Here is a 12209-nt window from a genome sequence, read left to right on the forward strand (position 1 = left end):
CAACAAGGAGTGTTCGATGCCGCAAGCTCTGGAGCCGGTGATTCACCAGTTACAACAGGTGCTGCTGGACAAACCCGTCGCCATTCGGCTGGCACTCACCTGTCTGATTGCCCGGGGTCACCTGCTGATTGAAGACCTCCCTGGCATGGGCAAAACCACCCTCTCTTACGCCTTGGCCCGTACCCTGGGGCTGAGCCACCAGCGGGTGCAGTTTACCGCCGATATGCTGCCGGCGGATCTCATCGGTGTGTCGATTTACGCCACCCCCAAGCAGCAGTTCGAGTTTCATCCCGGCCCGCTGTTCAGTCAGCTGGTGCTGGCAGACGAAGTCAACCGCGCCAGCCCCAAGACTCAGAGTGCCCTGCTGGAGGCGATGGCCGAAGGCCAGGTGTCCACCGACGGCATCACCCGGGCGCTACCGCAGCCATTTTTCGTCATCGCCACCCAAAACCCCATGGAACAATCCGGCACCTTTCCGCTGCCGGAGTCCCAGCTGGATCGCTTCATGATGAAACTGAGCCTGGGTTACCCCAGCCTGGAAGCGGAAAAACAGCTGTTAACCGGCCAACACCTGGCCGACAGTGGCGAGAACCTCTGTGCCCTGATGGGATCGGCACAACTGCAGGATCTGCAGCAACAGGCCGATGGGGTCGGGGTCGCCGACATGGTACTGGATTACCTGCTTGAGCTGATTCAGGCCAGTCGTCACGGCCATCAGGGCACCACACCATTGTCGCCCCGCTGCAGCCGGGCATTGTTGGCCGCCACCAAAGCCTGGGCCCTCCTGCACGGCCGCAACTTTGCCGTTCCGGATGACGTACAGGCGGTGTTTGCCGCCGTCACCGCACACCGGCTCGATGCCGGCCGTCATCAAGGTAACAGCCGGGCCCAGTCCCTGCTGGAGGCGGTCAACCCGATACGCTGATGAATCTGAAATTCTGGCAGCGGCCGCCACTGCAGGCCAGCCCTCAACGGACTTTGGGCCACAATGACATCCTGATTCTGCCCACCCGTTTCGGAGTGCTGTTTCTTGGCTTATCGCTGGTGCTGTTTCTGTTCGGCTCCAACTACCAGAACAACCTGATATTGATGCTGGCATTCCTGATGGTGAGCCTGTTCAGCTCCTGTCTGTTGATCTGTTATCGCAACTTGGCCGGAGTCACCCTTAGTCCTCAACCGGCGCCCGGCACCCACGCCGGCGACCCGGCCCGGTTCCCGATCAGCCTGTCCGGCACTGGCCACAGCTACCACCTGCAGCTGGGGTTCGTGCAGGGGGACAAACAGCTGCTGCACACGTTGTCGGCCACCCCCTCCCGGTTGGAGGTCGCCTGGCCCTCCCGACGGCGCGGACCGCTGCTCCCACCGCCGCTGATCATCAGCAGCCGCTATCCCCTTGGCCTGTGCCGGGTCTGGAGCCGGCTGGCCCTGAATCAAGCCGCCTGGGTCTGGCCTCGGCCGCTCGCTGGCGACACGCCGCAGGCACACCGGCCCCGGCAAGAGCAGGGGGACAAACATCAGTCGAACAGCAACGATTTCGATGGCCTCAAGCCCTGGCAGCGGGGCCACAGCCTGGGCCGGGTTGCGTGGAAACAGCTGGCCCAGCAACGGGGGATGCTGGTTAAGCAGTTCGACAGCCCCGGCCCCAACCCCGAACTCCTGACCGTTGACAACCGGCACCCGCAGCTGGAGCACCACCTCAGTGAGCTGGCCGGGCGCCTGCACCGGTTGCACCAGCAGGGTGTGCCCGTTGGCCTGTCTACCGACACCGAGACCCTGATGCCAGCGCTGGGCCGGACTCACCTGCACCACTGCCTGACCCTGCTGGCCCGGGTGGAACCCCATGCTTCCTGATCCCCCCTTAACCACCGTCGCCCTGCGCCAGACTCAGGGTTGGCTGCTGATGACCCAGCAGATGCTGGTGATTCACCTGATCGGCATGGTGCCCAACTGGGCGCTGGCCATCGTCAACCTGTCGCTGCTGTGGAGTCTGGCCATCTTCCTTGGCAAAGTCCCGCGCCCCCCTACCTGGCTGCTGTTTACCCTGACCCTGACGGTGCTGCTGGCGCTGTTCCCCATCTACCTGCAACAGGGCATCGCCGTTGCCCTGGGGATCATGATCGCCCTGAGTTACTGCCTCAAGTCCCTGGAGGTGCGCAGCCGCCGGGATATCCTGACCCTGGTACTGGTGGGCTTCTTCCTGATCACCCTCAGCCTGATTGAACAGCAATCCTGGTTGAAACTGATGTCGGCACTGGCGCTGTTTGTGCTCAACGCCACCATACTGCTGAGTCTGCATCGCCCCATGAGCGCCCCCCACAACCTGAAGATGAGCCTGAAGCTGGTGCTAGGCAGTCTGCCAATGGCGTTGATTCTTTACCTGCTGCTGCCTCGGCCGGATCCGCTGTGGCAGCAACCGGTAGGTGGCCGCGCCAGCACCGGCTTAAGCGCCGAGCTGGCCCTGGGGGAGATCGCTCTACTGACCCAATCCAATGAACCGGCCTTCAGCAGCCGCTTTACCCAACCGCCCCTGGATCGTGATCTGTACTGGCGGGTATGGATTCAATCCCATTTTGACGGTCAGGTGTGGCGGTCACTGCCAGCCCTGCCCGGCCGCTCACCGGATAATGGAGAAGGGAAGACTCACCATGGCTACCAGATTCTCGGCTGGCCACAGACAGAGTTACGCGTACCCAGCCTGGCAGGCAGCCAAAGCCAGGATGCCTCGTTGGGTCAGGTTCGCGGTGATCTGTGGCAGAGGCTGTATCAGTCCGGATCACCACAGCTCACCTTTCGCTGGCAACCGGGCCGTGGCCCGACACCGCCCAAGGCGGGCCTGGATTACCTCCAGCTTCCCGAGCACACTAACCCCAGAACCCTGGCCTGGGGCAAACGGCTGCGGTCCGAGGGGCTGGCCCCCACAGCCGTTCTGCAACGGCTGCTGACCTTCTTTAAGCAGCAGCCGTTTGTCTATACCCTCAGCCCACCTGCCACCGGCCGCCACCAGGTGGATGACTTTCTGTTTACCACCCAGGCGGGGTTCTGTGGCCATTACGCCAGTGCCACCGTGACCCTGCTGAGAGCCGCTGGCATTCCCGCCCGCCTAATCAGTGGCTACCAGGGGGGACGCTGGCTACCGGACGGCCGCCTGATGGTGCGCCAGCTCAATGCCCATGCCTGGGTTGAGCTCTGGGTTGAGGGGGTTGGCTGGCTGCGCAGTGATCCCACCCAGCAGGTGTCGCCAGACCGCATCGAACAACTGGGGCAGCAACGATTGTTCCAGGCGTTGTCCTTACCCTCATGGCTGCAAAACCGCGCCCTCACCGACTCACTGAATACCCTGCTGGATCGCCTCGATTACCAGTGGCAACGCAGCGTGCTGGAGTTTGATAAGCAGCAGCAGCGGCAGTGGCTGGCCGAGGTGTTGGCCTACAGCGACAGCCACCAGATCCTGCTGCTGACCGCCGCCCTGCTGGCGGCACTGGTCATGATACAGCTGGGGCTGGCCGGCATGCTGCCGCGCTGGCGGGCACCGGTGTGGGAGTTGCTACTCTGGCGGCAGTTGCGCCGCCTGCTGATTCGACGGGGCCAGGCGCTACCGGCCAACGCCTCCATGACTTCGATCATCAACGATGCCGCCACTCACTGGCCCCGGGCCGCTGCTGATCTCAGGGGATTTCAGCGCCGGTTTGAGCAGTTGCGCTACAACCCGAAACAGACCGGCCACCACCAGGGCCGACGGATTCTATGGCAGCGACTGATGCGGATTCGCCGCCACCTGGCCCGCCCCCCTGCCGACGGGCGGGGGTAACAATGTATACTCAGCGGTGATGCAGATCGGCATCAATGTCTTTGTCGGTGAGTGATCCCGGCACATCAAAGCGCCACTTTGCAAACCAGAGCCAAGCCTGAACGGCAGCCAGTACAAACGTCAGTGTCAGGGTGAAATGAATTAATCCGGTAGTTGCGGTTGAAAATGCTGACATAAACACCTCTCTTTCGCCCGAGGATTACGGAACAAAACCCAGTGACCTCAATCATGTTGGCGCTTTCCAAGTCGATAACGGCAACCCGTTTGCTCCGGTTGCAACGGCATCAGCCGGGTTCTGACAAGCAAACTGTCCATAGACACAGCCCTTGTTCTACTTCGACGTTAGACCAAATAATTAGGCGATACTGCCTAAATTTTAACCAACAGAAAACATCGACGGACCGGGGAGTACTGCAGCCACCAGCTAGCCGTTGATGAGTAGGGCTTGGTTAATCGGCGTATTGAACGCCACTTCAGGAAAGGGAATCCGTCACACCTCGCTTTAAGGCCACCGGTGTTGGAGACCGTCGAATAGGCTCGCCCACTCAATCTGTTAACGGTTATTTTAGAAAAAGAGTGAGTAGGAACGGCTGACAGCGTAAACGGCTGATCCCACGGGATTTCAGCGCCGGTTTGAGCAGTTACGCTCCAACCCTAGACTGGCCTGTGTCCGCTTAGGCCGGCGGCTTCTGTGGCAACGGCTGATGCGAATTCGCCGCCACCTGGCTCGCCCCCCCTGCCGACGGGCGAGGATAGTGGTGTATACTCAGCGCAAACCCTTTAAAAGAAAACAGATTGATGACTGACGGCCCAACTCTGCTGTGGCACGACTATGAAACCTGGGGTGCCAATCCGGCCCGGGATCGCCCGGCGCAATTCGCCGCTATCCGGACTGATCTGGATCTGAACCCCATTGGCGAACCCATAGAACTGTTCTGCCAGCTGCCGGCAGACTACCTGCCCAGCCCGGAGGCGATGTTCATTACCGGCATCACCCCGCAGCGGGCCAATCGCCTCGGCGAGGTCGAAGCCCAGTTTATCGCCAAGGTTGAAGCCCAGATGGCCCGGCCCGGTACCTGCACCGTGGGCTACAACTCCATCCGTTTCGACGATGAAGTGACCCGCTACACCCTGTACCGCAACTTCTTCGACCCCTACGCCCGGGAGTGGCAAAACGGCAACAGTCGCTGGGACATCATCGATCTGGTTCGGGCCTGTTACGCCCTGCGTCCGGAGGGCATCGAGTGGCCACTGCGGGAAGACGGCAACCCCAGCTTTAAGCTGGAGCACCTGACCGCCGCCAACGGCCTGGACCACGGCAATGCCCACGATGCGGTGTCCGACGTGGAAGCCACCATCGCCCTGGCCCGGCTGATCAAAACCCGTCAGCCGAAGCTGTACGACTGGTTTTTCTCCCTGCGCCGCAAACAGGCGGTCTCCAAACTGGTGGACGTACTGGCGATGAAACCGCTGCTGCACGTCTCGTCACGCTTTCCCGCCAGCCAGGGCTGCGCCACTCTGGTGATGCCCATGGCCTGGCACCCGGACAACCGCAATGCGGTGGTGGTGGTGGATCTGCATCAGGACATTACCCCTCTGCTGGAGTGGGACGCCGAGCGACTCAAGCAGCGGCTGTATACCCCCAGCCGGGATCTGGAACCGGGGGAACCGCGAGTGCCGGTGAAGCTGCTGCACTTCAACAAGAGCCCCTTTATCGCCCCGGCGGCCACCCTTGAGGATCAGCAGGCCGAGCGACTGGGTCTGGACAAACAACGCTGTCGCGACAACTATGCCCTGCTGCGCCGCCATCATCAGCAGATTCGTGAAAAGCTCACCGCCTTGTACAGCGACGACCGCGACGGCAACGATGACCGCGACGTCGATCAGCAGTTGTACGGCGGCTTCTTCTCCGATGCCGATCGCAGCCAGATGGAACTGGTGCGCAACACCGCCCCGGAGCACCTGGCGGCACTGAACCCGCAGTTCAGCGATCCGCGGTTGGCACCACTGCTGTTCCGATACCGCGCCCGCAACTACCCCTTTACCCTGTCGGAGCAGGAGCAGAAGCGCTGGCAGCTGCACTGCCAGGAAAAAATTAATGATCCGGAATACGCCATGAAGCTGGAGCAACTAGTGGAAACTCATCAACAAGATGAGACCAAAATGGCGTTACTGAAATCCCTCTACCACCATCTTCAGTCACTGTAAATCTGAGAAATGTCGCCCACTTCCCCTATATTTGGAAGTGGGCGTGATCTTGATCACATCAGATTGATCAACAACTCCCTAAACTGTAATTCAGTTCCATAAATTGAGGATTGAGGATGAACACCCGTTTTAACGACGCGTTAACTCAATTGCCCAAAGCTCTGGCTGACACCGTGTCACCAATGCTGACGGACCATTTTGCCGGACACCTGTCCGCTGAGCAGTTAAAGGAATTAAGCGATCAATCCGGCCTGTCTGGTGCCGAGCTGTATCTAGCTCTGTTACCCATTGCCGCGACGCTTTCATACGCGCCCATCTCCAATTTCTTCGTTGGCGCCATCGCCCACGGTGAGTCGGGAGACATCTACATGGGGGCCAATATGGAGTTGGTGGGCGAAGCCCTGTTCCACTCCGTCCACGCCGAGCAATCCGCCATCAGTCACGCCTGGCTGGCGGGGGAGCAAAAGCTGGTTGGCATCACCGTCAACTACTCGCCGTGCGGGCATTGTCGTCAGTTTATGACCGAACTGAATAACAATGACAATTTAATCATCCGCTTGCCGGAGCAACCGGCCCAACCGCTGACCCACTACCTGCCCTATGCCTTCGGGCCGAAAGATCTGGGCATGGAGGATGGCCTGCTCGATGGCAATGACCACGAGATGACCCTGGACAGCGACGACCCGCTGGTGCAACGTGCGCTACGGGAAGCCAACGCCTCCTACGCCCCCTACAGCAAAACCCCTGCCGCCATCGTGCTGGCCACGGAATCGGGTCAGGTGTTCGTAGGCCGTTACGCCGAAAACGCCGCCTTTAACCCCAGCCTGCCACCGATGCAGATGGCCATTAATGCCATGGCCCGCCAGGGTATCGGCTTTGATCGCATCCACCGCGCCATTCTGGTAGAAGGTGATAAAGGGCAGATCAGCTTCCTCCACAGTGCCAGCGACGCCCTGGGCACCATCAGTCAGGTCCAACTTGAAACCTATAAAGCACAGAGTTAAAACCCGCAAACTTCAGGTGGCCCACCGCCGCCTGAGGTTCCTGCAGGCCGCTTCGGCGAAAAGTCAAACAAACAGCGCTGCCTGAAGGCAGCGCTTTTTTATGCCTTCATCCGGCATCATTTGCTCTTGGGAAGGCGCATCTTCAGTGATGAGGTATCGAAACGACTGCCCCCCAATCGCTGCACATCGGCATAGAACTGATCCACCAACGCGGTCAGCGGCAGTTGGGCACCGTTGCGGCGTGACTCATCCAGGGTGATCCCCAGATCCTTACGCATCCAATCCACGGCGAAGCCAAAGTCATACTCATCCTTGAGCATGGTGGCACCGCGGTTGTCCATCTGCCAGGATTGCGCCGCGCCCTTGCCGATCACCTCCAGTACCTTATCGCCATCCAGGCCAGCCTGCTGGGCAAAATGCATCCCCTCTGCCAGGCCCTGGACCACGCCGGCAATGCAGATCTGATTGACCATCTTGCACAACTGGCCGCTGCCTACCGGCCCTAACCGTTCGGCGCAGCGCGCGTAAGCGTCCATAACGGTCCGGGCACGATTAAAATCCTCCGGCTCGCCACCGGCCATCACCGTCAACACGCCATTTTCCGCACCGGCCTGACCACCGGACACCGGTGCATCCACAAAGCCAATCGATCGCTGGCTGGCCACCGCCGCCAACTCGCGGGCGACATCGGCAGAAGCGGTGGTGTGATCCACCAGCACCGCCCCCTCGCCCATGGCTCCCAGGGCGCCGTCATCCCCGAGCACTACCTGGCGCAAGTCATCGTCATTGCCGACACACACAAACACCAGTTCGCACTCCCTGGCAGCCTCGGCCGGCGTCATGGCGTAGTCGCCACCATAATGCTGCTGCCACTGCTGGGCCTTGGCGGTGGTCCGGTTAAACACCGTCACCTCATGCCCCGCAACCTGAAGATGCCCGGCCATGGGGTACCCCATGACGCCCAATCCGATAAAGGCCACCTTAGCCATCACTTTCCCTCTTTGATGAAGCGCTAAACAGGACTCCATTGTGGGTCAGTGACAAACAGAATGCGAGGCCTTCTGTTCCGACATTCATCCATTTGATATGCCGGCGCTTTATATACTCCACTCCACAGATTGGCCCGACACCGGAAACACCTTCTGCAGCGGCGCTTTGTCCACATCGTAAAACCACACCTCCACCAGAATCTGCTGCTGGTCCCTACCGGTCATCACCTCGGTCTCAAAACGACCGTTGTGGATGCCGCCACTGGCCAGCCGGCGCTGATAATTGGGCTGGTACCCCTGGACGCCCGCTTCAAAGTGGGTATAGAGCGACACAAACGCCCGCTCATCGCCGCCCAGGGACACCACCACTTTCAGGCGGCGGGCCCCCTCGAAACGCATCTGGGGCGAGGCCACCAGATCGGCAGTGGTCAACGGCTGAGGCTCCGCTGCCGGGTCATCCTCCGGCTCATCTTGCGGGTCGTCCGCCGGTGTGGTCGGAGTCGGTGGCTGCGGCGTATCGGATCCACCACCACCACCGCCGCCGCACCCGACCAACAACGCACTCATAAACAGCAAAGACAACAGGTTGATGATTTTCATAATTCGGTCCTTGTCTCAGAATCAGTTAAACAGCTTGTCGGCATTGGCGTTGTTACGGTGGTACCAGTCCAGGTACTGGCCGCCGTCGTACTCGATGTATTGCTGGAACTGGGGATAGGTTTGCAGCAAGTCCTGCTTCTCTGCCGGATAGTGCCAACTCTGGGGAAACTGCAGTCCCCAGGGCAGGCTGTTGCTGTTGCGGTAGTAGCGGTTGCTGCCCGGATTACTGTCGTCGTCAAAGGTACCAAAGTAACTGCTGCTGCCCTGATCCGTCGGCGGGAAGTCCGCCAGATGAATCTCTAACGGCCGGCCCGGTGGCGTATCGAAGCCGGTACGATAACGATTCGGACTGGCAAAGATGAACGGGTCGTAAGGGGCCGCCGGCATAGCGTTGGGCACCACGCCTTCGTTGAACACCAGGATCAGCTGAAACTGAAACTGGAGACCGTCGTCACAACCGGTCTGGGTTCGGTAGAAGCCGCACCCCATGGTCACCTCGTCAAACAGATCCTCACTGAGGATCAACACCGCCTCGCTCTGGCCGCTTTCCAGCACGCCACTGGTATCGGCGGCCACGCCGTTTTTCAGGTATTCCAGCTGGGCCACATCGATATTACTGCGACTGATTTGCGGCAGATGAATGGCAAAGCCGTTGTGCTGCTCGGCGCCCAGCGCCTGCAATTTGCCATTGATGACCACCTTGGTCACTTTGGCCAACTGGGTGTATTCGGTGATCTGCAGATCCATCACCACGTCGTTCATGTCGTAGTCGGCTTCAAACGGCCAGCGATCCTCAAAGGCGATGCTGGCAAACTGGCCCTCATTGGGGTAAGTCTGGGTCGTGGATCCCGGAGTACTCACCGCCACCGCGTAATCCTCCACCTCGCCGTCCGCCGAGCCGCCCTTGGGGCCCAATCCGGTGTCTGAGGAGATTCGGAACCGCGCTTGAGTCAATCCCCCCAGAGCATCTGCCGGCACGGCAATGGAGAGACTGGTGCTGCCGGGTTGCAGTTCCCTGTCGGTGATCACCAACTCATCGACGCCGGCAAACACCCCATCCTGGTTCCAGTCGATGAACCCCTGCAGGTAACCGGATTGCTGAGTGACCTGAACCTGGATCACGGCAGAGCTACCGGCTTCAAAGGCGGTGACAAAATCCACCCCGTCCTCATCATCCTGGCCATCAATGTCGTCACTCCAAGGGGCACTGAAACCGTCGTTGTCGGCGTCCACGAGCTCGCCCAGTTTCGGCCCCAGGCTGCCCAGAGCATGACGGGCGCCATTGTCCTCCATACGGGTACCGTAGCTGGCCGGGGCATCACCGAAGTCCACGTTAACGGGGATCACATCGGCACTGGCGCAGCGGGCGCCGTCGTTGGAGGAGGAAGCCGGCCCATAGGCGAAAAACTCGGCGCTGGCATCCAGCTGGTCGGGGTTACGCAAGTCGATGCGAAAGATATGGCCATCCTGGTTGCGACTCAGGTAGTAGTAGCCACTTTTCTCAAAATAGCCGGCGCCAAAGGTGCCGGTGACGCCGCTGTTGCCCAGCACCTCACGGGAGCCATCGGAAGTATCAATCTGATACAGATTGCCGCTGCTGTTGTCCACCGCGTACAACCGCTGGTTACCGGGATGAAAAGCAAAGTCGGTCAGGATCATGCTGGTGTCGGCCCCCACCACCTGCTGCGCCTGCAGATAGAGGGCAGAAGTTTCATCCAGAGACACCGAGTACAGGCCGTGGTTTCTGTGGTAGATCCAGTAGGTGTCGTTGTGAACATCACCCACATAGAAGTGCACTCCACTGGGCAGCCCGGTCACGCCCAGAGCGGTCGCCTGATAGTCCGAGTCCACCTGAACCACGTCTTTCAGATGTTTACTGAAGCCGTAGATGTAGCGGTCGGTTTCATTAAATCCGATGCCATTGACGTTGCCGGGAATGCCCAGATCATCGCTGAGCTCCTCATAGGCCCCGGTCACCAGATCCACGCCGTACACCACCGTGTCTTTCTGAAACAGATACGCCTCGGTCGGACAGGTGGTAAACGCCGCCCCCTGAGCCTGACCGGCGACCATCGCCCCCAACATCCACCATAGTTTTCCCATTAGCGCGCTCCCGTTAGCAAGATAGGAGTACTTAAGGAAAAATCATGCCAAGTTCATAACGCCATGTTATTTAAAATAAAAAAAACAGGAATGCTTAAGAAAGTTGCATTCTGCAATGGCCGCAGAGGCGCAGGGAGGGTGACAATTCGCAATCCGAACTGTTTGATTTATGAAATTAAAAATCGAGCAATAACAAAAACTAATCTATCAACAGTGACAGCATATCGTTCGGTAATATGTCGCTTACCGATACATCTCAGGGAAAGAGTATGAAACTGCAAATTGAGGCGGTGCGAGCTTTTGTTGCAGCGGCCGAAAACGGTTCATTTACCGCCGCAGGAAAAGAGGTAAAAAAACTCAGGCCGTCATCAGTCAACAGGTTCAAAATTTAGAGATTGACCTCGGTTTTGACCTATTTAGCCGCCTCGGTAAATACCCGGTATTAACCCCCAAGGGCACACGATTGTTGAAAGACGCCCGCGTTATGCTGTCTCAGGTAGAACACTTTTCCAAGCAAGCCCGGGCCATGGAAGGCAACGTCTAACCCAGCCTGCTGCATCAAGATCCCCAGGCCCGCATCTACTTCGATTTCGACCGCAGCGATCTGACTCCGGCTTCGGTGGCAATTCTGAAAGAGGTGGCCCAAAGATTAAAACACAACCCCCGCGCCATCGCCGTTACCGGCCACACCGACGACCGTGGCAGCGCCAGTTACAACCAACAGTTGGGTCTGGCCCGGGCAGACAGCGCCAGCCGGGCTTTGGCAGAGATGGGGGTCGACGAATCCAAACTGGACAGCAGTAGCGCCGGCGAAAGCCAACCCTGGAAAAGCAACGACAGCAGCGAAGGCCGGGCCGCCAATCGTCGAGTGGAGATTCGCCGCGACTGACCCGCCCCAAACACAAAGAACGGCACCAATAGGCGCCGTTTTTTTTCATCACTGTGCCACTTAGCAGCCGCTATAGGTCATGGCCTGGGCCACTTTGTCTGCACCACTGGGGCGGGTCAGTGACAGGTAACACTGAGTCGCCTTGGCTTTGATCACCATGGCGTTGGAGCTTTCACCGTCCACCAACGAATCGAATCCGGAAGGTACTACCACCACCTCGGTTTCCATGGCATCGCCCACCACCACAAAGCCATCTATCTCCATCATGCCGTGGAGGTTATGGGGAGTCAGCTTGATGGTGCCATGGGCAGAGGACACCAACTCGACGTTGTTGTCGTCGTACAGGGCCTGACTGGTGGCCGCATTCATATCCAGCCCCTCCAGCGCAAACTTGGTAATCACCAGCCGCTCCGATTCAGTAAAAGCGCCGGCAAAGGCATTCAGACTCTGTTGCCTGGCTTCAGAGGAGGGGGCGATCAGCGATGGCGCCGCCACCACGGCCAATACCGCCAGCACCACAATGACGATGATCAGTTCAACCAGGGTAAAGCCCCGGGGCTTAGCAACCACGTAGGCCATCTTAGAATTCACATTGGAAGGAGAAAACA

At 59.3% G+C, this 12209-nt stretch carries 13 protein-coding genes; 8 read left to right on the top strand and 5 right to left on the bottom strand.

Annotated features, from left to right (window positions below; translation table 11 throughout):
• Positions 1–16 precede the first annotated feature (16 nt).
• Genes BLT77_RS05495 through BLT77_RS05505 form a run of 3 tightly spaced genes read left to right on the top strand, consistent with a single transcriptional unit; the run spans position 17 to position 3808 of the window.
• Positions 17–925 carry an AAA family ATPase gene (locus BLT77_RS05495; protein WP_090363218.1) on the top strand — a complete coding sequence of 303 codons (909 nt, stop codon included), beginning with the start codon at positions 17–19 and terminating at the stop codon, positions 923–925.
• Complete coding sequence (locus BLT77_RS05500) at positions 925–1851, top strand: DUF58 domain-containing protein (protein ID WP_090363220.1); 927 nt, start codon at positions 925–927, stop codon at positions 1849–1851. Before BLT77_RS05495 ends, BLT77_RS05500 begins: the two co-directional genes overlap by 1 nt.
• Positions 1841–3808, top strand: a complete 1968-nt coding sequence (locus BLT77_RS05505) for a transglutaminase TgpA family protein (protein ID WP_090363223.1) — start codon at positions 1841–1843, stop codon at positions 3806–3808. Before BLT77_RS05500 ends, BLT77_RS05505 begins: the two co-directional genes overlap by 11 nt.
• 10 nt (positions 3809–3818) lie before the next feature.
• On the opposite strand, the gene BLT77_RS20205 is transcribed toward BLT77_RS05505, so the two are convergent.
• The gene (locus tag BLT77_RS20205) at positions 3819–3983 is read right to left on the bottom strand and encodes a hypothetical protein (protein WP_176819195.1); all 165 of its coding nucleotides are present in this window, start codon (positions 3981–3983) and stop codon (positions 3819–3821) included.
• Positions 3984–4606: 623 nt separating this feature from the next.
• Here BLT77_RS20205 and sbcB point away from each other — a divergent pair.
• Positions 4607–6016: an exodeoxyribonuclease I gene (sbcB, locus tag BLT77_RS05510; RefSeq protein ID WP_090363225.1), complete on the top strand. Its 1410-nt coding sequence runs from the start codon at positions 4607–4609 to the stop codon at positions 6014–6016.
• Positions 6017–6132: 116 nt separating this feature from the next.
• Positions 6133–7020: a cytidine deaminase gene (cdd, locus tag BLT77_RS05515; RefSeq protein WP_090363228.1), complete on the top strand. Its 888-nt coding sequence runs from the start codon at positions 6133–6135 to the stop codon at positions 7018–7020.
• 116 nt (positions 7021–7136) lie between these two features.
• On the opposite strand, the gene BLT77_RS05520 is transcribed toward cdd, so the two are convergent.
• The 3 genes from BLT77_RS05520 to BLT77_RS05530 form a co-directional block, all read right to left on the bottom strand.
• Complete coding sequence (locus BLT77_RS05520) at positions 7137–8009, bottom strand: NAD(P)-dependent oxidoreductase (RefSeq protein ID WP_090363230.1); 873 nt, start codon at positions 8007–8009, stop codon at positions 7137–7139.
• Between the two features lie 108 nt (positions 8010–8117).
• Positions 8118–8609, bottom strand: a complete 492-nt coding sequence (locus tag BLT77_RS05525; protein ID WP_090363233.1) for a hypothetical protein — start codon at positions 8607–8609, stop codon at positions 8118–8120.
• Between the two features lie 21 nt (positions 8610–8630).
• Complete coding sequence (locus BLT77_RS05530) at positions 8631–10712, bottom strand: LruC domain-containing protein (RefSeq protein ID WP_090363236.1); 2082 nt, start codon at positions 10710–10712, stop codon at positions 8631–8633.
• 269 nt (positions 10713–10981) lie between these two features.
• On the opposite strand from BLT77_RS05530, the gene BLT77_RS19990 reads away from it, so the two are divergent.
• The 3 genes from BLT77_RS19990 to BLT77_RS05535 are packed head-to-tail and all read left to right on the top strand — an operon-like array spanning position 10982 to position 11601.
• Complete coding sequence (locus BLT77_RS19990) at positions 10982–11104, top strand: helix-turn-helix domain-containing protein (RefSeq protein WP_143026571.1); 123 nt, start codon at positions 10982–10984, stop codon at positions 11102–11104.
• 2 nt (positions 11105–11106) lie between these two features.
• A complete protein-coding gene (locus tag BLT77_RS20650; protein WP_425431719.1) occupies positions 11107–11256 on the top strand; it encodes a hypothetical protein in 150 nt (49 codons plus the stop codon).
• Positions 11257–11289: 33 nt separating this feature from the next.
• The gene (locus BLT77_RS05535; RefSeq protein WP_281241964.1) at positions 11290–11601 is read left to right on the top strand and encodes an OmpA family protein; all 312 of its coding nucleotides are present in this window, start codon (positions 11290–11292) and stop codon (positions 11599–11601) included.
• Positions 11602–11661: 60 nt separating this feature from the next.
• Here BLT77_RS05535 and BLT77_RS05540 read toward each other — a convergent pair whose 3' ends face one another.
• Positions 11662–12180, bottom strand: coding sequence for a prepilin-type N-terminal cleavage/methylation domain-containing protein (locus BLT77_RS05540; RefSeq protein WP_090363241.1), 519 nt, complete (start codon positions 12178–12180; stop codon positions 11662–11664).
• Positions 12181–12209 lie beyond the last annotated feature (29 nt).

This window comes from Ferrimonas sediminum (genome assembly GCF_900100175.1).
Lineage (GTDB): Bacteria > Pseudomonadota > Gammaproteobacteria > Enterobacterales > Shewanellaceae > Ferrimonas > Ferrimonas sediminum.

What these genes read in the sequence shown, in the direction of transcription:
- BLT77_RS05495 (WP_090363218.1), top strand. Translation starts at nt 17, where the DNA reads ATGCCGCAAGCTCTGGAGCCGGTGATTCACCAGTTACAACAGGTGCTG.
- BLT77_RS05500 (WP_090363220.1), top strand. Translation starts at nt 925, where the DNA reads ATGAATCTGAAATTCTGGCAGCGGCCGCCACTGCAGGCCAGCCCTCAA.
- BLT77_RS05505 (WP_090363223.1), top strand. Translation starts at nt 1,841, where the DNA reads ATGCTTCCTGATCCCCCCTTAACCACCGTCGCCCTGCGCCAGACTCAG.
- BLT77_RS20205 (WP_176819195.1), bottom strand. Translation starts at nt 3,983, where the DNA reads ATGTCAGCATTTTCAACCGCAACTACCGGATTAATTCATTTCACCCTG.
- sbcB (WP_090363225.1), top strand. Translation starts at nt 4,607, where the DNA reads ATGACTGACGGCCCAACTCTGCTGTGGCACGACTATGAAACCTGGGGT.
- cdd (WP_090363228.1), top strand. Translation starts at nt 6,133, where the DNA reads ATGAACACCCGTTTTAACGACGCGTTAACTCAATTGCCCAAAGCTCTG.
- BLT77_RS05520 (WP_090363230.1), bottom strand. Translation starts at nt 8,009, where the DNA reads ATGGCTAAGGTGGCCTTTATCGGATTGGGCGTCATGGGGTACCCCATG.
- BLT77_RS05525 (WP_090363233.1), bottom strand. Translation starts at nt 8,609, where the DNA reads ATGAAAATCATCAACCTGTTGTCTTTGCTGTTTATGAGTGCGTTGTTG.
- BLT77_RS05530 (WP_090363236.1), bottom strand. Translation starts at nt 10,712, where the DNA reads ATGGGAAAACTATGGTGGATGTTGGGGGCGATGGTCGCCGGTCAGGCT.
- BLT77_RS19990 (WP_143026571.1), top strand. Translation starts at nt 10,982, where the DNA reads ATGAAACTGCAAATTGAGGCGGTGCGAGCTTTTGTTGCAGCGGCCGAA.
- BLT77_RS05540 (WP_090363241.1), bottom strand. Translation starts at nt 12,180, where the DNA reads ATGGCCTACGTGGTTGCTAAGCCCCGGGGCTTTACCCTGGTTGAACTG.